At 33.4% G+C, this 23,756-nt stretch carries 20 protein-coding genes and 1 other RNA gene; 5 read left to right on the top strand and 16 right to left on the bottom strand.

What is annotated here, in order from left to right; translation table 11 throughout:
* The 4 genes from ACESQI_RS11865 to ACESQI_RS11850 all read left to right on the top strand — a co-directional run.
* Positions 1 to 883, top strand: an 883-nt coding sequence (locus tag ACESQI_RS11865) for a BT4734/BF3469 family protein (protein ID WP_373126142.1), incomplete at its 5' end; no start/stop codon positions are given.
* A gap of 120 nt (positions 884 to 1,003) precedes the next feature.
* Positions 1,004 to 1,789, top strand: a complete 786-nt coding sequence (locus tag ACESQI_RS11860; RefSeq protein ID WP_373126140.1) for a hypothetical protein — start codon at positions 1,004 to 1,006, stop codon at positions 1,787 to 1,789.
* A complete protein-coding gene (locus tag ACESQI_RS11855) occupies positions 1,786 to 2,427 on the top strand; it encodes a hypothetical protein (RefSeq protein WP_258894629.1) in 642 nt (213 codons plus the stop codon). Before ACESQI_RS11860 ends, ACESQI_RS11855 begins: the two co-directional genes overlap by 4 nt.
* Before the next feature lie 1,707 nt (positions 2,428 to 4,134).
* On the top strand, positions 4,135 to 7,896 hold the full coding sequence (locus ACESQI_RS11850; RefSeq protein ID WP_258894628.1) for a hypothetical protein: 3,762 nt from the start codon (positions 4,135 to 4,137) through the stop codon (positions 7,894 to 7,896).
* A gap of 8 nt (positions 7,897 to 7,904) precedes the next feature.
* Here the strand turns inward: ACESQI_RS11850 and ACESQI_RS11845 are convergent, their stop codons facing one another.
* The 16 genes from ACESQI_RS11845 to ssrA form a co-directional block, all read right to left on the bottom strand.
* A complete protein-coding gene (locus ACESQI_RS11845) occupies positions 7,905 to 8,600 on the bottom strand; it encodes a DUF4468 domain-containing protein (protein WP_373126138.1) in 696 nt (231 codons plus the stop codon).
* Positions 8,601 to 8,777: 177 nt separating this feature from the next.
* Entirely contained in the window at positions 8,778 to 9,215 is a 438-nt protein-coding gene (locus ACESQI_RS11840; RefSeq protein WP_258894624.1) for a hypothetical protein, read from the bottom strand.
* 1 nt (position 9,216) lies between these two features.
* Positions 9,217 to 9,780 carry a hypothetical protein gene (locus tag ACESQI_RS11835; RefSeq protein ID WP_370827925.1) on the bottom strand — a complete coding sequence of 188 codons (564 nt, stop codon included), beginning with the start codon at positions 9,778 to 9,780 and terminating at the stop codon, positions 9,217 to 9,219.
* A 74-nt stretch (positions 9,781 to 9,854) separates the two neighbouring features.
* The gene (locus tag ACESQI_RS11830; protein ID WP_370827926.1) at positions 9,855 to 10,556 is read right to left on the bottom strand and encodes a hypothetical protein; all 702 of its coding nucleotides are present in this window, start codon (positions 10,554 to 10,556) and stop codon (positions 9,855 to 9,857) included.
* Between the two features lie 153 nt (positions 10,557 to 10,709).
* Positions 10,710 to 11,048, bottom strand: a complete 339-nt coding sequence (locus ACESQI_RS11825) for a hypothetical protein (RefSeq protein WP_258894621.1) — start codon at positions 11,046 to 11,048, stop codon at positions 10,710 to 10,712.
* 187 nt (positions 11,049 to 11,235) lie between these two features.
* Entirely contained in the window at positions 11,236 to 11,712 is a 477-nt protein-coding gene (locus ACESQI_RS11820) for a hypothetical protein (protein WP_258894620.1), read from the bottom strand.
* Positions 11,709 to 12,791, bottom strand: a complete 1,083-nt coding sequence (locus ACESQI_RS11815) for a hypothetical protein (protein WP_258894619.1) — start codon at positions 12,789 to 12,791, stop codon at positions 11,709 to 11,711. Before ACESQI_RS11815 ends, ACESQI_RS11820 begins: the two co-directional genes overlap by 4 nt.
* Positions 12,785 to 13,753: a hypothetical protein gene (locus ACESQI_RS11810; RefSeq protein ID WP_258894618.1), complete on the bottom strand. Its 969-nt coding sequence runs from the start codon at positions 13,751 to 13,753 to the stop codon at positions 12,785 to 12,787. Before ACESQI_RS11810 ends, ACESQI_RS11815 begins: the two co-directional genes overlap by 7 nt.
* A complete protein-coding gene (locus ACESQI_RS11805; RefSeq protein ID WP_258894617.1) occupies positions 13,750 to 14,760 on the bottom strand; it encodes a DUF6175 family protein in 1,011 nt (336 codons plus the stop codon). The genes ACESQI_RS11810 and ACESQI_RS11805 overlap by 4 nt, the downstream gene beginning before the upstream one ends.
* A 459-nt stretch (positions 14,761 to 15,219) precedes the next feature.
* Positions 15,220 to 15,870 carry a recombinase family protein gene (locus tag ACESQI_RS11800; RefSeq protein ID WP_370827931.1) on the bottom strand — a complete coding sequence of 217 codons (651 nt, stop codon included), beginning with the start codon at positions 15,868 to 15,870 and terminating at the stop codon, positions 15,220 to 15,222.
* A gap of 402 nt (positions 15,871 to 16,272) precedes the next feature.
* Positions 16,273 to 16,548, bottom strand: a complete 276-nt coding sequence (locus ACESQI_RS11795) for a hypothetical protein (RefSeq protein ID WP_258894616.1) — start codon at positions 16,546 to 16,548, stop codon at positions 16,273 to 16,275.
* Between the two features lie 19 nt (positions 16,549 to 16,567).
* Complete coding sequence (locus tag ACESQI_RS11790) at positions 16,568 to 16,813, bottom strand: hypothetical protein (protein ID WP_062694740.1); 246 nt, start codon at positions 16,811 to 16,813, stop codon at positions 16,568 to 16,570.
* Positions 16,814 to 16,896: 83 nt separating this feature from the next.
* The gene (locus ACESQI_RS11785) at positions 16,897 to 17,931 is read right to left on the bottom strand and encodes a DUF3871 family protein (protein ID WP_234138346.1); all 1,035 of its coding nucleotides are present in this window, start codon (positions 17,929 to 17,931) and stop codon (positions 16,897 to 16,899) included.
* 155 nt (positions 17,932 to 18,086) lie between these two features.
* On the bottom strand, positions 18,087 to 18,233 hold the full coding sequence (locus ACESQI_RS11780; protein WP_227204782.1) for a hypothetical protein: 147 nt from the start codon (positions 18,231 to 18,233) through the stop codon (positions 18,087 to 18,089).
* A gap of 323 nt (positions 18,234 to 18,556) precedes the next feature.
* Positions 18,557 to 20,035: a replicative DNA helicase gene (dnaB, locus tag ACESQI_RS11775; RefSeq protein ID WP_234138345.1), complete on the bottom strand. Its 1,479-nt coding sequence runs from the start codon at positions 20,033 to 20,035 to the stop codon at positions 18,557 to 18,559.
* 270 nt (positions 20,036 to 20,305) lie between these two features.
* Positions 20,306 to 20,702, bottom strand: a transfer-messenger RNA (tmRNA) gene (gene ssrA, locus ACESQI_RS11770).
* 211 nt (positions 20,703 to 20,913) lie between these two features.
* On the opposite strand from ssrA, the gene ACESQI_RS11765 reads away from it, so the two are divergent.
* Positions 20,914 to 23,754 carry a beta-glucosidase gene (locus tag ACESQI_RS11765; RefSeq protein WP_044166179.1) on the top strand — a complete coding sequence of 947 codons (2,841 nt, stop codon included), beginning with the start codon at positions 20,914 to 20,916 and terminating at the stop codon, positions 23,752 to 23,754.
* Positions 23,755 to 23,756 lie beyond the last annotated feature (2 nt).

Here is a 23,756-nt window from a genome sequence, read left to right as displayed (position 1 = left end):
GAATATGACAGATAAGATAACTTTAATAGAAGGATTATTTAGGAATCAGTATGTCTGTATATCAGAACTACTTGATCTAAAGAATAAAATAGAAACTCCTTATGGATATATAAAGGATATTACTTTAGATATTCAGAGAAATATGGGTAATAAGAAAAAACAAGATTGGTTAAAGAAGAAATTACCTGTAGTTTTGGTTAATGGCATTTTTGGAAAAAGATTAGATACGGCATTATCAGATTATTCTTGCTATATCTGTATAGACTTAGATTATGATCTCCCCAATGAGTTATCGGAGAGAGATTCTGATTGGGTGAAACACACAAGTGATCCCTATGTTAAGATGGCTTTCCATTCACCAAGAGGAGGAATAAAACTAATTATCCAACATGATTCCCTTGATCCAGCTTTTCATAAAGAACTGTATAGCTCAATCAGTGGGTACTTGGGGAATACGCATATAGATTCTAAATGTGATAATTTGTCACGGGCACATTTCATAAGTTATGATCCAAAGGTATATTATAATGCGGATTCAGAGATATACCACTTTGTCCCTGCTTCATCAACAGCAAAGATTACTCCTTATGTGGCATCAAAGACTATAAAAAGTACAGGTGCAACATTCTGGAAAAATCTCATGTTACAGCCACCTAAATTCAAGAACCCCGATCAGGCTATAAAGAAAGCACAAGAGCTATCGGATAGGTATTTTCCTGTTAGTCGGGGATTTCGGAATTCCAATCTGTTTCGGTTTGCTTGTAAACTACATGACTATGGTGTCTCCAAAGATGATGCTCTTATGTATTTGCTGTGGCGTTATGTTGAACCTGATTTTGACGGAACAGAGATTGAAGGGATAGTCAATAGCGCATATAAATAAAATGGTTGAGGAGATAGTTAGGAACGACTATCTCTTTTTGTTAATTTTCTTATTTTCTATTCAATATAATGATTTTATAACTACTTTTACAGAAAAGGACAATATATAAAATTACGGAATATGATATATCGAAAACGGAAAGGTAATCAAAAATGTGACCTTGAACGTACATTAAATAAATTATATAGATGTCGAGATATGGAAATCACCAATCTTTGGCAGCGTTCAATCTTCTTGGCAGTATTTTTAACATTAACGCTTTCAGGGTATGGTATTCTTATCTCAAATCTTTTTAGCAATAATGTATTTATAGAACTAAATTACAAGATTCTTCATGGTGCTGCCTTTGCTATTGGATTATTAGGTTTTACACTATCTGTTATTTGGGTGTTGATGGCTAAAGGGTCTAAAGCATGGTATGAAGTATATGCAAAAGCTATCTCAGATTTTGAAGAAGAGTTTAAACATGAATTAGGAATACCACAAATATATTTGATGGGAAAAGTAGACTTTTTAGATAAAGATATGGAGAAAAAAGATGATGATGGCTTCTACTGTAATAAGAAATTAAGTAATATTGATAGTGGTGCTTATTCAGTGTCTAAATTGAATATATTAATAGGATGGGTTTTCCTTATCACGTGGAGTGTGGTGATAATATTACATTTATCAGCTTTTATAGCTTTATTATTAGAGTCTTGGAATTGCTTCTATTCATCTATTGGTCAAAATAACTGCGTGTTATATATTATCTCCGCTTCTTTGGCTGGTCTTTTTTTTACATTTATCTCATTATTTATAATAGTGAGATTAAAAACTTTATCGGCTAGTAATTATCTCATGGATTTTGGCTATAGAAAGGATAATAGGAAAGAGTATGAACAACTTACTAAAATAATAAAATGAAAAATACATTAAAAGGAATTCTGGAGGCTTTTCAAGGAGCAAATGGAGATGAAAAGTTATTGCTAGAGGAAATGGATAAACTTGCTCACCATTTCTTCTTTGGTGGATATTTCCAAGTAAACAATAGAAAGATTTATCTTCGTGATATAGAATTCTATTACCATGAAGAAGGTGAAGGAGCAAAGATCAAGGATTATATCATGTATCATATTTCTGATAAAATAAAAGATCCTAGTATGAAAAATGAATATTATCCCCTTGGTTCATTTAACGCACATGTATCGGGAGTTGATTTTACTTTTGAAAATAAAGATAGACAATATAGAGCTTCTATTCTTATCAGAGGCATTAAGGTGATAGACAAAGATAGTGAACCTATAGTTGAAATAAGACCAACCTATGTCTATGAATATCTTCTTATGGGCAATTCTCTTTTTGATGATGGCATACATATTAAATGGATTGACGAAGAATTACCAACCGAACCAATAGAACAGGGTTATCGAAAAAATGTATGTCAATATGATCCTTTTGGTAATAGGATAGAATATCAAGGCGATGCAAACAATAAACCTGTTACAATTGGAAAAAAGAAGTACTGTCAATGTACACGCGAGTGGAGGTTTTGGATTAAGTAGACTTGGCAATAATATACAATAAATCGTAATCTTAGAAACACAGTCTCGGAATTAGGAAAAAATATTTCTTGATATTAACAAGAGGAGAATTACTTTCTTTATGTCATAATATGAACCTTAATACTTAGCAGAACTTGAATTTATCAAAAGGATATATTTGGTCTTAATTCAATGGAAAAATGTAGCCGATAAATTAGATACTACTAATCTATATACAGATAGGGAAGAATATATATACCCGGGAGACGAGGATATAATACATACATTTAACGAGAAAGTACAACAGGATTTTAAATTTATTTTGGGAATTCCACCTGAATCATTTCAAGGTAATCCGCTTAAAGCTAAAGTTATAATCCTTAGTCTTAATCCCGGCTATAACAGGTTAATTGCAAATTAGCTCAAATGCTTAGGACTGATATTATAAAAGAAATTGTAGCTGAGAATAAAAGAACCTTAAATTTGGATGTAGATTCTTTTTTTACCCATGATGCAATAAACACATTGGATGATTAGTATTGGTATAACCGACTCAAAGGACTTAAGGAGGAAATAGAACAGAGTGATATCAATTTCTTTAAAAAGGTGGCACTAATACAATTTATAGCCCATTCTTTATTTAGAATCAGTGATTTACCTAAAAAAATGTCACTTTTCATTTTTTTTACAAAATCACAAATGTGTTATATTGGAATGGAAGGTCAAGATACCGTGTTTCTTATACTACGTGGTAAGGATAGATGGAAAAAAACTTATTGATGATGATGTATGGATAAACTTAGAAGAATCAGGTAGGTTAATCTGTAAACCTACACATATACGGACACAAGCAATATCTCGTGCTACTCTAGGTGATAACGAATATAATAAGTTGTTGAATATCCTAGAAAAGTAAAATGTCTCTGTTATATATTAACAATAGAGATTTTTTAAGTGACATCAAAGACCATAAGGAGTACAGGTACGCCATTTTGCAAAAGCCTTATATTACCACTATCCAAAATTAAGAATCCCAATCAGGCAAAATGGAAAGACAAAACACTGATCAATTATATAGATAAAAATGTAGGAAGGAATACCCGAATTCTTATAATGATAGATATCGATATCAATCTATACACTCGCACTCCAAATGATTATGCAGGTATAGTGTACTCTATGAAAATGCTTTGAAATATCTTACTGGTACATTTAGACTGCATGGTATTGATAAAGCCTACATAGAAGAGTTATCAATAACTATAATTCCAACAAGGAAAACTTTGGAGAGGATAAGATGAAGTTGTACCAGAAAAGAGAAGAGGGCAGGATGTATAGAAGTAAGAAGTTGAGAGGAGAATAAAAAATGAAATGTCGGTGGCTTACCCCAAATAGGGCGAGTTGCTGACTCTCTAATTTCCCAAAGCTAAAACCGCTTCTCTAATGATACATGCTAAAACTAAAACATTAGCATCCTATTGGTTAATTGAAAACAAATCAATACATTTGCAAGACACATCGGTAATTTGACAATAGAGTTAAACAGATCAGAGATTGTACTTGTAAAAAACGTACAGGAAAATGATTGACTAGAAAAAAGGAAAATAACTGTTTTATATTGATATACAAACCAATCTCAATCATCGCTTGAAGCCTTGTTTACGATTGTATTGTAAAAATGCTAAATGTGGTTATAAACATTGATAAGCAAGAAAAAAGTTTTTCTTTATGAGTGCAAGGAAATATGCTATTAAATACCTGACAAAAATCATCTTTTGGTTAAAAAGAAAGGATGAACCCAAAGAAACTTCTGTTATTTCTTTAGCCCCTAAAGTTTTAACAAAGGAAGAAGATATAAAAGTCATACAACCATATTTAGATGAGCTGGAACATTCATTAGCAACAATTGACTTAACTAATATAGCTATTACTGGAGCATATGGATCGGGGAAAAGTACAATAATTAAAACGTTTCAATATTTACACCCAGAATATGAATATTTAAATATTTCATTGGCTTCATTTAAAGACAATGAGGAAAATGGAAAGAAGTCACTTTCAAAAGGAGATAAAAAGATTAATCAGGAAGATGGAGAAGAGAGACTTTTACCAGAAACGAAAAATGAAATAGTAAAACAATACTCAATTAATACTTGTTTAGAACGCAGATTGGAAATAAGCATACTGCAACAAATTTTTTATCATGTTAAACCCACAGAAATACCAGATTCACGCTTCAAAAGGATCAACAACAATAAGTGGTGGCAATTATTACTCATATCTATAAGTTTGATAATTTGGCTAATAAGTGCAATTTTATTATTCAGGTTCAATTACATAGATAAAATTAATCCTTCATCATGGATATTATCTTTCAAATTTGATTGGATTACTTTTTTTACATTTGTTTGTTTTTTTGCCGGTATTGGTTTCTTTGCCCAAAATATAATTCGCTTACTTAGCAATTCTAAAATCAATAAATTCAGTATAAAAGGAGAACTTGAGCTTGGTGACAATGTTGACAAATCTGTTTTCAATGAGCACCTAGAAGAAATTATTTATTTTTTTGAAAGAACCTCATATAATGTAGTAGTCATTGAAGATTTAGACAGATTTGATACAACGGATATATTTACAAAACTTCGAGAGCTAAATATCCTTTTAAATACATCAAAACTGATTAATCGAGAAATCAAATTTATATATGCGATTAAAGATGAACTGTTTACAGATAAAAATGAAAGGGTTAAATTTTTCGATTATATAATACCAATAATCCCATTCATTAATGCTTCTAATGCGGGAGTTAAACTGAATGAGCTTGTAAAGACACGACGATTAGAAAATGTTTTAACTTCAGATTTTGTTCAAGATATAGTTTCTTTTATTGATGATATTGACATGCGATTGCTTATTAATATTTTCCATGAATTTTGTATTTATAGAAAAAGTATACCTATTGAAAATCAAGATAATTTATTTGCTATAATAGTATATAAAAATATGTATCCTGACGATTTTGGTAAGCTTTCTAAACACAATGGTCTTCTTTACAAATTTGTTTCAAATAAAGATAAATATATAAGTGGACTACTAAATGAATATGCGGAAAAAGTCAAACAAATAGAATCTAAGATTGATAACATTGAAAAAGAAAAAATTACTTCTATCCAAGAACTGAGGATGATATATCTATTCAAATTACAACGTAAATTACCTGGTTTGACAGATATCTATATAGATAACCAAAGAATTGATGTTACATATTTTTTAGAAGATGAATATTTTGAAAAACTTTTAAAGAATGAGAATTCTAACATTAGATATTATATCAATTCAAATGGTACATATAGCAGTAGCGTAACATTTGGAAGTATTGCAGGTGTTTCTAGTCCAATTCCTTATAAACAGAGAGAAGAACTTGTTTTGAGCAAAGCGAATGATAAAATAAGTAAACTAAAAAACGAAATCATACAATTAAAAAATAAAAAGAAAGAAATAGTATCAAAGAGTTTACAGGAAATATTCCAAGAAATTGATATTGAGCCATATTTGGAGAACTTTTCGAATAATCAAATGATGAGAACACTTTTGATTAATGGTTATATTAATGAAGATTACGAAGATTATATATCCTTGTTTCACGAAGGAAACACAACAAGAGCAGACGAAATATTTAAAAGAAAAGTGAAGAGTGGAAAATCTTCTCCTTTTGATTATAAATTATCTGATAAAATAGGAAATCTGATTAAGGAAATTCCTGACAAGTACTTTAAACGAGATGTAATTCTTAACTTTAGTTTATTAGATTTTTTATCTGAGAATATTGATAAGTATAAAGCTAAATATAAAGATATTATGTTCGTTCTAAGTAATGAAAAAGATAGTTCAGTAACATTTATCGAAGAATATATAGAAAGAGGGAAAAATTTACCCTTATTTATAAAGTCAATTTGTAACTCTTGGAATAATTGGTGGTACTACATGCACGAGCATGAGAAAGCAATTATTTATCATGATGATAAATTAAAAAGCTATTTGAAACTAATTATAGAATACGCAGATGAGGATGATATTTTGCAGATGAATAGAGATAACAAATTATCAGGCTTCATAAACACTCTGCCTGATTTCATTTTTCTAATTGACAATTCTTATGAAAGCAAAACGAGCGCTCTAATAAAGAAGCTTAATATTAAGTTTAAACAACTAGACTCTCCTGATAAAGTAACAAAATCGTTATTTGATTATATATATGAAAATAATTTCTATGAAATTAATGATGCAAACATATCAATGATGTTGTTGCTATACAATGATAACATTGACAAACGTGATTTGGCAGAATCAAACTATTCAATTATTTTAGATTCAAGAAGTAAAAACCTTATAGATTATGTTGAAAATAATATCTCCACTTACATAAATAACATATTTTTGAAATTAGAAAAGAACATAAAAGAAACTGAAGAAAGTGTTGTTAAACTACTCAATAATGACAGCCTAAGTAGTTCGGCAAAAACTAGCATTATTTTAAAACAAGAAATTCTAGTATCTGATATTTCAAAAGTGCAAAGTTGCGAAGTTCAACAAATATTAATCAATGAGAATAAAATTGTTGCAACTTGGAGAAATCTATATCTATATTATGAGACATTGACAGAAGGTAGTACTTTAGATGAAATATTGGTACGCTATTTAAATCAAGAAGAAAATTATAATTTACTTTCTAAACAGTCAATCGAAATTGAATTAAAAGAAAAATCTAAAGAGATTATTAAAACATTTTCACTTATGATTATAAACTGTAATGATTTACAATATGCAAGCTATATCAGCCTCCTAAAGTCAGTTCCGTATGTATGGCATAGTTTGAACTTTGAACACTTAAATAAAGATAAAGTAGAATGGATGGTAAATACTAACTTTTTAACTCTTACGGTAGATAATTTCAATAGACTTAAAGAGTATTTTCCTAAACAACATATAAGACTTATAGAAAAGCAACAAAATAAATTGCTGCCGATAATTAATGAGATAGGGCTGGAAAAGGATGATGTTTTATCATTGTTAAAATCAGATATAGTCACAAATAATAATAAAATAGAGATTATTGAGAAAATTAGCGATAGTTTCATAATTGAAAATAAAGATATTGCAAAGCTAACGTGCGATATATTGGCTAATTTTCCGCAATGTATTCTCTTGAATTTTGATGTTATTGAAAGCTTGATCAATAGCTCTTCTACAAAAGAAAACAAAATTAGGCTTTTGAATAAGCAGATTGAGGAGCTAACAGATTCCCAACTCCAAAGTTTAACTGAGCAACTTGGATGGAGTTATCAAAGATTATTTAAAAAACAGCATAAACCAACATTCGCTAACACTGAGTACAACATTTTTTTATTTGATTCTTTACAAAAAAGACGATTGATAAGAAGATATGAAAAATACAAGGATGATCAAGTGAAAGTTTTTGCTAATTATTAAGAGAATGTTTACCAATCATCACTTGTTTGCAATGGTTTCTTTAGAACTGTATCAATTTTGTCTACAAGGATTTTATAACATGATAGTGAATAAACAAAAGCTCGTGATGATGTCACTTTAGGGTATTGTATGTCTTTTGCAAATGGATAACAACCAGAAAGTGCCCATATTTGGGTATCTTTAGTAATGCCATTACCTGTTACACCAAAACCTCCACTGAACATTATTACATACCCACTATCGTCATTTATCTTCAATACCTCATAGTTCTGTAGGGTATATGTCATTCGAATGCGTTCTTCTTTAAAATCAAATTTAAGAAGTGGTCGAATACTTACTCTATATGAATTATCTCCCATAGTACGTTTTGCAATATTAGGCAGATAACAACGTGCTATGATTGTTCCTTCTTCTTCATTTGATACCTGTATAGCCGACTTTGCATCGGAAGACATGGATATGATCCAATCCATAATTTTACGATATAATTGAGATTTGGACTGACCTTTATACTCTTTTATAATCGATAATGATAGTTCGCCCAATTCATTCAACTGATATTCATTGGATAGCTCCTTAGCCTTTGCTGACCAAGACATATCACCTATGTTAGTATATTCTTCTAATTCTTGTTTAGTCACAATTTGGGCATTGATTGTGTTACAGACTAATCCTAATAACATTATAAAAATAATCTTTTTCATATTGACTTGAAGTTTACTATTAGTATGATGTATTTTGTGTTCAAATATACAAAAAAACAAATTAATCAGTTTTTATTGCATACATTCTTTGATAAGTATTGTTCTAAGAGCCGTGTTACATTTGTTGATAGAAAAAACAAAAAGAAAGATAGTCTTTTACAACTACCTTCCTTTTCTTTAATATGCTAACGCTAAAATAATCTTATCTGGCATTATTCCAACTTCCGCAAATTTTAACCTGCTTCCTCCAAGTTTCACTGCTGACTTCTTGTAGCAATTAATAAATTCTTCCTTTGGCATAAAGAATGGATAACCGTATGGGACTCCTCCCCAATAGACGGGAACTCTAAAACCATCGAATCCATGACCAGTTATAATCTTTGCGTCAGTGCAATAAATTGTCTTTGAATCATAATTAAGCCAATCAATTTCTCCGTCCCTATATTGGCGAGTGAATATTAGCTCCAAAGTCTTCTCGGATGTAATATCTATTTTGAATCTAATCCCACCAGCAGAGAACTTATCTAAATCCATCTGTATTCCATTCTCTATTTCACTAATTTCTTGTTTGGCGAGATCATAAACCTTGCCCATTACAAATATTTTCTTTTTCATATTATTCTAGTTTTCTTTCTATTATTATTGATATTTCTCCATGTCCGTCAGTTTTGAAACTTAGTTTCTCGTAATTAACAAGTTGGCATAACCGATCCTCATATATATCTATTAGCCATTTTAGGCTAATCAATGAATGCCCATCTTCATCTTCATATAATTCCCTGTCTTCATCCGCTATATCTGTCATATCAGAGGTAGTCAGACTGAATATATGAGCAGCCAATTCTATATGTACATAATTAGCATCATCAGTCCCATATAGTTGAGGGGGATATTTTAATTGGATGAATACTGCATTCTCAAAACAACTGATTCTGTGTCTGACTGGAATATCAGAGAGCCCGTCCATTAGAAGCTCGACTATGGGGTAATCTACTTCCCGTATATCTCCTGTATAATAACGCTTCATCGTTTCCACTCTAAAATTGGCTATCAAAGACAAGTCCTGTATTGGCATCTTTGCTAGTCGGGGGTATAAGATACCGTTCTCATCAATATAGCTTACGGAATCAGTACATTTCAATTCTTCATCTCTTGCTGTTGAAAATCTTTTTACTTTCATGCTGTTACTTAGTTTTTTGTGATTTAATTAATTCTGCTCCAGATGTTCTTTCAGGTATTCTTGGAGTTTGGTATTTAGGCTGCCCATTGTACTGCCATTGCTTTCGCTATACCAGGAAATGTTTTACTTCTCAATTTTCTCCTTTCTTCTGCCGATACTCCTGAAACGAAAATGTCTGTGTACCATTTGGGTGATTTGTTCCCGTTCTTAGATATGACAAACTCTCCCTTTCCTACTATTTTTGTTGGCATCAGTTGAGGAAGATTCTTTAACCACAGACATGTTTTTTTTGAAGCTTCATCGCCAAACTGCCAAGGTTCTATGATCTGATCCGGCTTTCTCCATCGAGTGCTCATTATGCCAACAGGATTTTCTATGGCTATCTTCTTGATTCCTACACTAGCTACGGACATGAAAAACTGAACAGCTTCTTCTCTGTCTGCCGCTCTATTCGGATAAAGTGGATGTGGTCTCCTTTCAGTAATCGGTAAATTACTATCGTCAGGATGATAATACCATTTAGCTCCACTGACCGAAAGATAGGTACAAGGTGGATGGGCAATCATAATATCCCAATCTCCATCCAAAATTTTTTTTTTCCTGTTTTGTAGTGTTCCTCCTCTGTTTACTATAATATCGAACATATCCCCTTGATAGTGCCATTCCGGATGTCCACCACTACAACCAAGCTGATCACAACTAAAAGCACAGTGACCTCTTTTTCTGAAAGCCTTGCATACCGCTTGACTTTCTTCACATGCTACAAGTATATTCATCCTAATAAGCTGGTTGAAATGTCACATCCGACTTATGCTTTTTCAGTTCTTGTGTTCTAAATAAAGTGAATCTTCTTGTGTGTTCGTTTAAGGAGTCTTGTACCTGCGTGTCAATTGTGATTAAGGCTCTGTTATTGGCTGTTAAACAATTTTTCATAAGTCAGTCTTTTGTTTTTGTGATTTAATAATTAAGGTTACATTATAATTTTTATTCAGGTATTCTTGGAGCTTAGAATATCTGTCTAGCCTACATCTTCCACGTGGGCATAGAACGAAAATCTCTTTAAGGCTTATTTCCAGCATTAATCCTTGCTCATTCTTGTTCGTTGCCAATAAAGAAGCCAGTTGAGGAAAATATTCTCCTAAAGCTTTTATATCATCGGAGAATTTATTTGTTGTCTCTTTCGAATCCAAGGATAATTCTACCAGAGTTTTTGGTATGTCACCACAATCTTTGTTGAGTGAATACCAGAGTTGAGATGTGTCTGTCATAACTTTAAGTATTTAATTCATAGTTAGGAATCTCACGGCTTCGTAGTAGAGTTTCGGCATTTTTTTGAGTGAGGAGAAAATAAAAAACGGAGCACTTTATCAAATGCTCCGTCCCTTAATAACTGATATAGATTTATTCACGATATAACAGAAAAAAACTTTCTGTTTTGAGAACCCAACACGCACCTCATTTTTTGTTTTTACGGACTTGATTAATTTCTATACAATAAATAAATATTAAATTTTCTTGATCTGCGAAACATGTTAAAAGCTCCATTCCTTTTATAAAACTAGCACTTTTTTCTCTGATTATTTCTATGATTTCTGTTGTTACGCTATCCTTTATGTTTTCATAAGTCTTAATAATTGTTTCAGACAAAATACTAGTTCCGTTGATAAAAGTTCCTATCTGTTGAGCAGATTTAACTTTTGCTACTCGGTGCATTGTACTTGTTGAAGGATATTTCTTTTCATTTAGTGCCAAAATAGATATTAAATAGGTTTTATTATAATCCTCCACAATTTTAATACCTTGACATTTTTCTTTCTCATATTGGCGTTTAAGAAATTTGGTAAGATCATTTTTTTCGGTATTTATCGTTTGTGAAAAACTGCTACTTTGATAAAGCAGAAAAATAAAGAGTACTTTATAGAATCTTATCATAATGGTATAATGTCAAATGATTTAATTTTCTTTATTTTATCTAATGGCAATTCTATATCATAAGTAAATATGTGCTTTGTTTTTGATAAGTAGGGTGAATCATATTTCATATTCTTCTTTCTTGTCTTTTTATGTTTAATATTTCCGGGGGAGAAATTGTATTCAACACCATTATTATCAATCAGTTTATATTTTATTAGACTGCCGTTCCATTTTTGTATTAATTCGTTTATCGTATTTTTGGTATTATAACTTCTAACATAGATGTTCGAAGAATAGTACAATCCACTCATTCCATTACTGAAATTATCTTCATAATTTCCATCCGGTAATAAAAAGAGAGCAAAACTACCTAAAGAAAATGGTAATGCTAAATAAAAAGTAGGACTAATATGCAGTTTATTAAGTTTCTGTAAAGAGTGATAATCTATTGCAAGCTTATCCAATGTGTTTTTTTGATTTCTATTTAATTTTATAGAAGCCAGAGTCTTGAATAATAAATCATACAATAGTTTTCCGTTTTGATTTTCAGTCGCAGAAATCTCAAGTTGGATATTCTCTCCATGATTATTGATGCTTTCTACTTTATAATCGTATATGTTCACATTATTCATCATTCGCAATATCTGTTCTTTTATATTGTTGATGATTTTTTCCTCATTTTTTGCATTAAAAATTTGCTGTTCGATATTCATAACTATAGAAGCACCTTCAAACTTTATATTCATTCCATTGCTTTGACAAAAATCAGATAGTTTATTTAAGGCTACAATCGATTTAACCGTAACATAAATTTGCATATCTGGTAATTGAGTACTGTTCAATATCTTATATTTTTTTATGTTCCCCTGCACTAATGATATAATTTCATCGGAAACCAAAATATCATTAGAAATAATAGACGATGAAGAAATAAAAGTCCCATAAGAGTCCTCTAAAGCATTACGAAGAGCGATCCTTGTTGCTTCCTCCTCAGTTTTACCTTGCCCTGAGGAAATAACCTCAATTTCTTGGGCATTTAATAGCAATGTAAAAATAGCAAGCAATGTAAATGTAATAAAAAATCTCAATTTTACCATAGTAGTATGTTTTTAATTATATTGATAGGCTGCAAATTCTTTGATAAAAAATCATATCCTATTTGAATACAAGTGTTAAGTATATCTGTATCATTTTGTTCCTTTTGTTGTTTCAAAACTTGCTCTTGTTCATATTGCTCTAACATGAACTCCCATTCTTTTTCTTCGTCAGACTGGAGTTTTGCATTCATGGAAGATAGAAGTTTTTTTATCTCTTTTTGATTACTCTTGTCTGTTTTCATTTGTTCAAGATAACCAATAGCTATTTGTGCTCCTTCTTTATTCGGTTTACTATTCCATGCTAGTTGAGCCTTATCTAATAAACGTTGATTCTCATATCCAATTTTATCCGAATAAACTATTCTCATCTGATTTAAAGCCTCACTATAGCAATCTACACCATGCGGAATCAGTGACAATTTATATATGGCTTTATCATATTCTTTGTTTTGGGTGTATATCTCTGTTTCTTGAATGATACTTTCACATTGTTGTGAGTAAAATTCAATGATACGTTTTTTAGCTTCTTCAAGAAAATGACTATAGAGAGTATTTGATTTAACTTTAGAGAAAGCATTGATCTGAGATTTTATTTCAGTTGTACCAATACCAATATAAGTTTGTGAATATGTAGAATAAATAATGTTATCAATAGCATCTCCTATCTTATAAGTCATTTCTATTTTTTGTGAGATTCGTTGAGGTAATCCACCTACAATATTCTTTTCAACGACATTTGCATTTACCAATAAATAAAATCTATCACTATAATTTTTCCCTAAAACATTATTCTCTGAAAGTAATTGTGAAACTTTGTCTGAAAGGTAATTTCTGCTTTCTTGTGACAAAGAAATATTTTCTGTAACATGAACATTTATCGCTATTCCACTAACCGTATTTGAATGTGTGTTTAATGTCAATAAAGACAACAAACAACATATTAACATTATTTTTCTCATCATTTTTCTCCTATAATTAATGTTGCCTTTCCTAAACCTTGCATAATAATCTTAGATGTTATACTATAAGGGTTCTGCTGTAAATACTTCTGTAACTCTCTAACGAATCCTCTTGCGTCTAATGCCATGTTTTTTTTAGCTAATGGAATTCTTACTTGTTCAAAATGAGCAAAGTTTTCTGTGGCATCACTTAAGTTAAACTGCGATCTTACTGTATTTTGAGATAGCCAATTTTGAATATGATAAATAAGTTCATCACCTTCATATATTGTTTCTAGATCAATATCTGAGTTATCCCATACTTGTATATTTACTGCAATTTCCCTGCCATTAGCCTGCATGCTTTGATAATAGCTATCCATCTGCTCATCAAATGTCTTAATATGCTTTTTAATAGCATTTTCAAGTTGTATAGGTATTATAGCTTTTCCTCTTTCATTAGTTCCTGTTGCAGTTGCTATTCTTTTATCTGTATATGTATCAAACGCTTCTATTGTGAATGATATAGATTCCCTTTTTACATTCCAGTTTACTTGAATTAATATATCAGATTTAACCCTTTGCTTTAGTAAATCTAAAGGTGATATAGCTAGTCTATTATTACTTGTACGACTATAAGTAACTTCATCCTCTGCAATGCTAGTTTCCAAAGATTTCACAGCTTGTTCAGCATCTTTTAGACTATATCCTTGTCGAGTTAATAACTCTCCAATTTTACTAATTACTGGACCGAGTTCGCTATCCTCTAAGAATGCCCTGCGATAGTCGGAATAGACTTCCTTCTGTCCTGAATTTTCATAAACTTTAGTAAAATATCGGGTGGCACACCAATTATCACTTGGCAGAATCATGATAGTAGGCTTTTTCATTTGGGCTATAGCTGATAATGAAAAGAGTAAAAATATTTCTATTATAAGTCTTTTTAAAGAGAAATGTTTTCTGCAATCTACCTCTTGCATAACCAATAATAGGACTTTATGTAAGTCTATTATTGAATCTAATTTGATCATGGCTTCATTCTCCTATACGCCTATAAGTCTCCGAATTCAGCCGTTAGTTTGATTAAACGTTTGTATATAAGAAAGGCATGAGACTTGTCTGCTACTCATTAAGATCAGGTATCTGGAAAAACCTTGCAAAAATGAGTGAAGAAACAATACCCCATGCCATATTGTTATGTAGAGATACAATATTGGCTGTATCAAGTACATATACAAAACAGAATGAGCGTCATATTGTCTCTATCCCTTTGCCTTGAAATTTTCCAGATTTCGATCTTAGGATAAAGCAAAAACGCTTTCTATATATTCGACCATTTCTCTTAGTCGAACACTGCAAAGATAGCTTTTTTGTTCAATATGACGCTCTTGTTATGAGTATTATTTCTTCAAAGATAAGGAAATTAGATCTTTCGAGACGTAAAGATACAGGGAAAGAAAAAGAAAAGAGGGAATTTCACCCTCTAATTTCTATTTATCTGTCAAAAATTGATTTTTAATTCTCTGAACTGTTGAAATTCCGATTCCTTGAAGTTTAGCAATATTCCGGACGCTATAACCTTTCTTTAATAAGATAATGGTCTCTTTATATTCCTCCCTTTTCTTTTCCTCCGTTTTAGTTGAACCAGTTTTTCTACCTAGCTTACCTCCATTTGAGATATAATTTTCTCTGCCGGAATTTAAGCGATACTGGATATTACTTCGTTCTATGTTTGCCATTTCGGCTAATACTGTTACCATAATACTGGCAATTGGATTAACTTCTCCATTTGGCTGCAAAGTATATAATCCTAAGTTTTGTATGTAAACCGATACTTTGGATTCATGTAGCATTTCTAAAGAACGAAGAACCTGTAATGTACTTCTCCCCAGTCTGCTTAATTCTGATAAAAGGAGGAAATTCACAGATTCACGTTTACAGTATTCCAAGCATTCTCCAAGAATATGTCTTTCCTCAATTTTCTTTGCACCTGAGATATGCTCTTCGTAGATATTCACTATTTCTATATTTTGTGACTTAGCATAATTTTCCAAATCCTTGATTTGTCTACTTGTGTCCTGTCTATCATTGTTTGAACTGACACGAGCATAAATTACTGCTGTTTTATTTTTTGTTTTCATATTATTCTTTGATTAAATTGATAACACAAAAAGATGTATTCAAAACCGTCTATCAGATTTATTTGAACACACTCTTGATTTGAACACAAAAAGAGGATAACCACCGCAAAGCAGTCTCCTCTTTCATTTGATTAAGCATATCAGATTTTCTTTTTTCTGATATTTACTCTTTTCTTATAAAATACTCTATCGCTGAATGAACGAGAATGTAGTAATCTCGATTCACTCTGCATTGATTTTCCCACGGATTATAGAATTCCAAACATAGCTCCTTATATAATAAAGGTAGTTGTTTCTTGATCCGTCTTACTAACCAACCATAATTAAGTGGTCGGCTATTTTTCATTTTCTGTTTCCATTTCTCTATCGAGATCTGCGAACAAGTACATTCCAAATACATATTTATATATAAGGTAAGCATTCCGTTACTCTCACTTTCACCAATTTCTTTGCTACTTCATGGGAAGCTATATTCCGGGCATCATAGCGTCTTTCATTATCTGCCTGAACATAGATAATCTCCCTGATCAATCTGAACAAAGATTGCTGTAGTGTCGGATGATAAAACTTAAAACTTTCTGCAAACTTCTTATAATCAAAACACATATCATTTAAAGCATTTTCCAATTCCATTGCTGCCTTAAATTCTCTACTATTTTCTAATTCAAATCTTTCCATAACATTTCATTTAAAGTGTTTATTCTAATATGATTTTTACATTCGACTTAATTTCTATCCCCATTGGTTCACAACCGAACTGCTGACCGAAATAGCAGATGCAATTATTCAGTGGCATATTCCTGTAGAAATTAAGGACATCATCTTTACTAGCTGTATAATCAAATAGATGATCTGTATCACCAAAATACCGACCGTTATCATCCATAAATACAGGACGATTCCAATCATCAATCCCTTTGAACTTTAATCTTAAATCTTTCATATCTGTTTTTTTAAAGTTGTTTAAAAATAAAAGAGGATACCACTGTTTTATTAGTGATACCCTCTTCGGTACATATCTTTTTCTTATGACAAGAACCATGAAAAGCCATTATCTTCTCCAGTTAATGCCTTTTGAATTCCAATAGCTATATCCGTTGCGTTCTGATTTCTTTCCAACCATTTATCAATATAACTCGACTTAGCCGCTTCATTTAATAACTGCATTAGTTGCCAACAAGATATACTACCTAATCCCCTTTCTCCAAAGTTTTCATTTGACACAAAGCCTTTGGTAGCTGCATTTATTTGCGAATCTCCTAAAAGGATTGTCGGTAGTTCTTTCTGTTCTGACAGTGGTAATACTTGATAAAGTCTTAGCCGACCTATTAATTGACAGTACTGTTGAATTGTTAATCTAGTGCGTCCTAGATTCTCTAAAAGTCTTAGATTTGCTTCTGGTTCAAAAGACGTGAATAGTTTTATTGCCGATTGGTATATATCCAAATCAGACATAGCTTCCAGTTTCTCTTTTAATCCATCACAAGTTAGCATGAGATTTGAACAAACCTTTACTCGGTAGCCGATGAATATTTTAAATTTCTCCGGACTTTTCCTTGAATAAAGATTTTCTTCGTGATAACTGCGTACACCGCCTATACAAAGATGTACTTCTTCTCCATTGAGTGTTTTACTTATGGATTTAATCTCAAAGCAGAATGCCATTCTTTGATAAAACAAAGTCTTTTCGTCTTCTCTGAGTTCGCTTGCTTTTTTATGGAGAGCAGTCGGAATTCTGCCAATGACCGGATGCGATACCCGGCACTCTATATTTCCTAATTGTTCTCCTAGAAAGCAATCATTTGCAGCCTGATAAACTTTCTGTATAAAGTTTTGGTGGCTGATTGTTAATGAATTATCCCCAAAAACGGGAACAACACATTTGTTCTTAAGTTCTTCCAATGTGATTTCATTGGTATTACTTTCTATGAAATGAGGATGATCTTCTTCAACCATTACGTTTGGTTCTACTATAACTGCATCTTCTATTTCTTGATCTAATATATTTCTTCTCATTACTGCCATCCCTGTTTGTGGGATGATACTTAAATTTGTTTCCATATTTATTTGTTTTTAAATTGTTTCTTACTCTGTTTTTGTTTTTGAGACCTTCTTCTTCAAAAGGTTTCTAAATTTCTTTGCATTTTTAAGCGTACATAGTACAACTTCAAAAACTATAATCAGACCCGTTTCGATCTTCTCGAATTTAGTCATGATCATTCTTCTGTTTTAAATCCTACGGGATTTACTTTTTTTTGATTTCTCCTTTTAATAAAGGATTCTATGTAATCAAAGGCTTCCAAAAGGTGCGCTATGATTCCTATAAATTTTACTACTTCAATAATCAATTTTAATTTTTTCATTGTTATTTCTCCTATTCTTTAATTGTTAATAATTCATTGTTTTAATTCATAAATAAGGCTTTCAAATGAATAGAAGTGGGTGGTAAGTGATGGAAAAAAAATAAAGAGAGCCTTTAGCTCCCTAAGTCAAAAGAATATAGATACGAGAAAATCCCCATTTCCAGTGATCATAACTTGTATAATCAAAACTGAAAATAGGGATTTAATCTCTCGGTGCGATAATGTTTTGTTTTTAGCATTATCCAACCGCTTATATATTATTTATTTCTTATCTATTTGTTCTTTCTCATATATTAGGTTTTGAGGTGATTTGAGAGGAGGTTTTAAAACGGTAATGGACCATCACTTCCAAAAGGGTTGTCATAATCTTGCATTTTTGACTTAAGACTATAATTTTCTTCATTGCATTTTTGATTATTCATATCATCTTCTGGATTCGAAAATTGATTATATTCCCCTTTGAACCTAAGCAATAGGCTGCCTAATGCACCATTGCGGTGTTTGGCTATTATAATTTCCGCCATTCCACGTAAATCATTTCCTCTATCATCTTGAAGCATATTGAAATAATCTGGGCGATGAATGAAAATAACTATATCCGAGTCATCACATAAAGTACCACTATCTCGTAAATCTATTAATTGAGGTCGCTTACCTTCATAACCTTCGCGAGACTCAAGGTTACGGTTCAATTGCGATAAAACGATAATGGGAATTTGAAGCTCTTTAGCTAGAGATTTTAGCCTTCTTGTGAAATAATTTAATTCCAAATATCTGCTATTATCTGTATATCTTATGTTGCAATAGAGTAACTGTATGTAATCAATGGCTATAAGTTTGACACCGTGATCTTTTACTAAATGATGGCATTTTTCACAAAGATCATCAATTCTTGTAATTGATGTAAAATCAAGATATAGTGGAGCTTCTATTAATTCTTTCAACTTTCCATCTATTTGTTGCCATTCATAAGACGCAAGTTGCCCACTCAATATTTTCACATTGGGAATGTCACAAGTGTTAGATATAAAACGATTTACCAATTGAGTTTCTGTCATTTCAAGTGAGAATAGTGCTACTGGTGTTTTAAATTCGACAGCCATATTCTTAAGCATGGATATTATAAAAGCTGTTTTTCCCATAGCTGGACGAGCACCAATTGTTATCAGATCTCCATTTTGCCATCCAGAAGTCATTTTATCTAATTTAGTAAATCCCGTTTTCAATCCACTGATACCATCTGCTTTTACTGCTGTTTTTTGTATAGAGCGGTACGCTTCTTCTATAAGTGGATTTATTTGTGTATACCCTTTGTTTGAGGTAGGCGAAGCTATTTTGGTTAATTCCTGTTTTACTAAAGAAATATATTCATCAATATTCGTAGTTTCATCATTTGCTTTAATTTTAACTTGAGATGCAAGAGTGATGAGTTGGCGGCTTTTATACTTTTGTTGGATGAGATAAGCATAATACTCAATTTTAGATATAGGTGCTGCTTTACTGATCAATTCATCTATATACTGCTTACCACCTACTTTTTCCAGTTCATCCATTCTTTTTAGTTGTTCTTGGACAAGTAGAGGATCGATTTGAGAGTCTTGTTCTCCTAATCGTTTCATTGCCGTATAAATTGACTTATTACAGCAATCATAAAATATATTTGGATGAAGAATGTCACAGATACTCCAGTAAGCGTTATTCTCTATCATTAATGTACCTAATACTGCTTTTTCTAATTCTATAGCTTGTGGCATTTGCTCATAGGAATTGGATTCCTGATTTTCTGATGTTTTGTTAGTCATATTTTTATTTATTAAGTTGTTATCAAAGGTACTAAATATCTTTTATTTCGTGGTATGTTGAATGTGATAAATTGGGGAAAGTTGTGTGTCTATATTGCCGTATCACTAAATCTGTAAATTGCAGATTAATTCTATTTGTACCGCTTGCGGTTAAAATTGGAAGTTAAAATAGTATAAATTCAAAAGAACTTTTAATGGGGAGTAAGATGGGGGAGTAAGACTATTAGCAAAAAGAAAAAGCTCTGATAATCAGAGCTTTCATTTGCTTTAAAGTGGAGCTGGAGGGAGTCGAACCCTCGTCCAAACGAGGAAATCATAAGCTTTCTACATGCTTATCTTTGCCTAATTTTTCGTGTAACGGCAGAACCAAAGCCATCAACCATTACCTTATCCTCTTAAGTTTCACCCAAAACGCGAGGCCACTTCAGGCTATCCCCGATGTAACTGCACCACTGAACCGGAATGCTTCGGAGCAACAGCTTCCGAGTGATGTCTCGTCCTGGCACCTGGTGCCTGGATTAAGCTAATCTACTATGATTCGATTAAGCAGCAAGAGCGTAATTAGTTTCGCCAGATAAAATTTTGAGGACTGAGATTTAAGTGCCAATCAACGACGCACTGCATGCTTACTCACTATTTCTGCCCGCTGTCAAATCCAGTCAACCCCAGATATAGTTTTGCAAAGATAGAAAATCTTTCGTGACATTGTGCCATGTATTCACAAATATTATCAATCATTCTACACAACTCCTCAAAGTAATGAATAAAAATACCCCTCCGGATCATTTTCCTCCTGTTTTCGGACTATTTTATCCCTTCCTTATCATAAAGATACACTATCTTTGACCCTCAGAGTATTATTAATAAAACTACATACCATGAAAAAACTTATCATTGCGACTCTGCTCTTAGGAAGTACTCCGATACTTTCGGCACAAAAAACAATGAAGTTACCTGCCGTATATAAACCGGTAAAAACCGAAATGTATAAAAAAAGCTGGATAGATTTCAATAAAAACGGCATCAAAGATGTATACGAAGATCCCACTGCTCCCATCGATGCACGTATTGAAGACTTACTCAGTCAGATGAACCTGAACGAGAAAACCTGCCAAATGGTGACCCTCTATGGATACAAACGGGTACTGAAAGATGCATTACCCACTCCCGAATGGAAACAAATGTTGTGGAAAGATGGTATGGGAGCTATCGACGAGCATCTCAATGGATTCCAACAATGGGGTTTACCCCCCTCGGATAATGAGAACGTATGGCCTGCTTCGCGTCATGCCTGGGCTTTAAATGAAGTACAACGTTTCTTTATCGAAGAAACCCGATTGGGTATTCCCGTAGATTTCACCAATGAGGGAATTCGTGGAGTAGAAAGTTACAAGGCAACCAATTTTCCTACCCAATTGGGATTAGGACATACCTGGAACCGTAAACTCATCCATCAGGTAGGACTCATCACCGGCCGGGAAGCACGCATGCTGGGATACACCAATGTATACGCTCCCATACTCGATGTGGGACGTGACCAGCGTTGGGGACGCTATGAAGAGGTATATGGAGAATCGCCCTATCTCGTAGCCGAACTGGGCATCGAAATGGTAAAAGGCATGCAACACAACTATCAGGTAGCTGCTACGGGAAAGCACTTTATCGCTTACAGCAACAACAAGGGTGCCCGTGAAGGCATGGCACGAGTAGATCCACAAATGTCTCCGCGCGAAGTAGAAATGATACACGTTTATCCCTTCAAACGGGTTATTCAAGAAGCTGGATTGCTGGGTGTGATGAGTTCGTATAACGACTATGACGGGCTCCCTGTCCAAAGTAGCTACTACTGGCTGATGACGCGCTTGCGTGGACAAATGGGTTTCCGCGGATATGTAGTTTCCGACAGTGATGCAGTAGAATACCTCTATACAAAACACGGTACTGCCAAAGATATGAAAGAGGCCGTTCGCCAGAGCGTTGAAGCGGGACTGAACGTGCGTTGTACCTTCCGTTCACCAGATTCATACGTACTTCCTTTACGGGAACTGGTACAAGAAGGCGGACTAAGTGAAGAGATTATCAATGACCGTGTACGTGATATTCTACGGGTAAAATTTCTCGTCGGACTTTTTGATACTCCCTATCAGACAGATTTGAAAGGAGCAGATGAAGAAGTAGAGAAAGAAGAAAATGAAATCGTAGCTTTGCAGGCATCCCGCGAATCGATTGTACTACTAAAAAATGACAAGAACGCACTTCCATTGGATGTAGCTTCTATCAGGAAGATAGCTGTCTGTGGTCCCAATGCAGACGAAACAGCCTATGCACTGACTCATTACGGACCATTAGCAGTGGATGTGACTACCGTGCTCAGTGGTATCCGTCAGAAAGTAGACGGAAAAGCCGAGGTGCTCTACACCAAAGGTTGTGAATTGGTAGATGCCAACTGGCCGGAGTCGGAAATCATTGACTATCCGTTGACAAACGATGAACAGAACAAAATAGACAAAGCAGTGGCACAAGCCAAAGAGGCAGATGTAGCAGTAGTGGTACTGGGTGGTGGACAACGGACCTGCGGAGAAAATAAATCCCGCAGCAGTCTTGATCTTCCGGGACGTCAGCTTGACCTGCTGAAAGCAGTACAGGCTACAGGCAAACCAGTTGTACTGGTACTTATCAACGGACGTCCGCTCTCTGTAAACTGGGCAGATAAATTTGTACCTGCTATTATAGAAGCCTGGTATCCGGGATCGAAAGGAGGAACGGCAGTAGCCGACGTACTGTTTGGTGACTATAATCCGGGTGGGAAGCTTACAGTCACTTTTCCGAAAAGTGTAGGCCAGATCCCCTTTAACTTTCCCTGCAAACCTTCTTCTCAAATTGACGGTGGTAAGAATCCCGGTCCGAAAGGTAATATGTCGCGTGTGAATGGTGCCCTTTATCCATTTGGGCATGGGCTGAGTTATACTACATTTGAATATTCGGATATCAGTATTTCTCCCAAAGTTATTACTCCCAACCAAAAAGTGCAAGTGCGTTGTAAAATAACCAATACTGGAAAACGTGCCGGAGATGAAGTGGTGCAACTTTATGTACGCGATATCCTGAGTAGCGTCACTACCTACGAAAAAAATCTTGAAGGATTTGAACGTATTCATCTGCAACCGGGCGAAACGAAAGAAGTATCATTCACTCTCGACCGTAAAGCACTGGAACTTCTCAACGCCAAAAACGATTGGGTAGTAGAACCGGGAGACTTCAGCATCATGCTGGGTGCTTCTTCGGAAGATATCCGGTTAAGTGATATCTTGACTGTAAAAGAGTATGGTGCCATAGAGACAGGACAAACAAAAACAGCCAACCCTGTCAGTGCCAGCACTAACGGAGAAATGAAGAATAATGTACTTGATAATAATTTATCCACTGTCTGGGAAGGAAATAAAGGAGATTATATTACCTTTGCTCTTGAGAACGGAGCCAAAGTAGACGGAGTTTCCATAGCCTTCAGCCGCGCCAACGGACTACCAGCCGAATTTGAAATTCAACTCTCGGGTGGCGGAGGACAATTCCTTACCGTATACTCAGGCACTGTAAAAGAGTATAACAAACTGCTTCCTTTCCGTTTCAAAGGAACCACTGCAAGCGATCTGCGTATCGTACTGGGCAGCGACCGTGTGGGTATCTCAGAAGTGAAACTGGAACAGTTGAAAAAGAAATAAAC

This window comes from Bacteroides sp. HPS0048, from assembly GCF_964240755.1.
In the GTDB taxonomy this organism is placed as follows: domain Bacteria; phylum Bacteroidota; class Bacteroidia; order Bacteroidales; family Bacteroidaceae; genus Bacteroides; species Bacteroides nordii.
The sequence above is the reverse complement of the archived record's forward strand: the minus strand, read 5'-3'. Positions and strand labels throughout refer to the sequence as shown.

What these genes read in the sequence shown, in the direction of transcription:
- ACESQI_RS11860 (WP_373126140.1), top strand. Translation starts at nt 1,004, where the DNA reads ATGATATATCGAAAACGGAAAGGTAATCAAAAATGTGACCTTGAACGT.
- ACESQI_RS11855 (WP_258894629.1), top strand. Translation starts at nt 1,786, where the DNA reads ATGAAAAATACATTAAAAGGAATTCTGGAGGCTTTTCAAGGAGCAAAT.
- ACESQI_RS11850 (WP_258894628.1), top strand. Translation starts at nt 4,135, where the DNA reads ATGAGTGCAAGGAAATATGCTATTAAATACCTGACAAAAATCATCTTT.
- ACESQI_RS11845 (WP_373126138.1), bottom strand. Translation starts at nt 8,600, where the DNA reads ATGAAAAAGATTATTTTTATAATGTTATTAGGATTAGTCTGTAACACA.
- ACESQI_RS11840 (WP_258894624.1), bottom strand. Translation starts at nt 9,215, where the DNA reads ATGAAAAAGAAAATATTTGTAATGGGCAAGGTTTATGATCTCGCCAAA.
- ACESQI_RS11835 (WP_370827925.1), bottom strand. Translation starts at nt 9,780, where the DNA reads ATGAAAGTAAAAAGATTTTCAACAGCAAGAGATGAAGAATTGAAATGT.
- ACESQI_RS11830 (WP_370827926.1), bottom strand. Translation starts at nt 10,556, where the DNA reads ATGAATATACTTGTAGCATGTGAAGAAAGTCAAGCGGTATGCAAGGCT.
- ACESQI_RS11825 (WP_258894621.1), bottom strand. Translation starts at nt 11,048, where the DNA reads ATGACAGACACATCTCAACTCTGGTATTCACTCAACAAAGATTGTGGT.
- ACESQI_RS11820 (WP_258894620.1), bottom strand. Translation starts at nt 11,712, where the DNA reads ATGATAAGATTCTATAAAGTACTCTTTATTTTTCTGCTTTATCAAAGT.
- ACESQI_RS11815 (WP_258894619.1), bottom strand. Translation starts at nt 12,791, where the DNA reads ATGGTAAAATTGAGATTTTTTATTACATTTACATTGCTTGCTATTTTT.
- ACESQI_RS11810 (WP_258894618.1), bottom strand. Translation starts at nt 13,753, where the DNA reads ATGATGAGAAAAATAATGTTAATATGTTGTTTGTTGTCTTTATTGACA.
- ACESQI_RS11805 (WP_258894617.1), bottom strand. Translation starts at nt 14,760, where the DNA reads ATGATCAAATTAGATTCAATAATAGACTTACATAAAGTCCTATTATTG.
- ACESQI_RS11800 (WP_370827931.1), bottom strand. Translation starts at nt 15,870, where the DNA reads ATGAAAACAAAAAATAAAACAGCAGTAATTTATGCTCGTGTCAGTTCA.
- ACESQI_RS11795 (WP_258894616.1), bottom strand. Translation starts at nt 16,548, where the DNA reads ATGGAAAGATTTGAATTAGAAAATAGTAGAGAATTTAAGGCAGCAATG.
- ACESQI_RS11790 (WP_062694740.1), bottom strand. Translation starts at nt 16,813, where the DNA reads ATGAAAGATTTAAGATTAAAGTTCAAAGGGATTGATGATTGGAATCGT.
- ACESQI_RS11785 (WP_234138346.1), bottom strand. Translation starts at nt 17,931, where the DNA reads ATGGAAACAAATTTAAGTATCATCCCACAAACAGGGATGGCAGTAATG.
- ACESQI_RS11780 (WP_227204782.1), bottom strand. Translation starts at nt 18,233, where the DNA reads ATGAAAAAATTAAAATTGATTATTGAAGTAGTAAAATTTATAGGAATC.
- dnaB (WP_234138345.1), bottom strand. Translation starts at nt 20,035, where the DNA reads ATGACTAACAAAACATCAGAAAATCAGGAATCCAATTCCTATGAGCAA.
- ACESQI_RS11765 (WP_044166179.1), top strand. Translation starts at nt 20,914, where the DNA reads ATGAAAAAACTTATCATTGCGACTCTGCTCTTAGGAAGTACTCCGATA.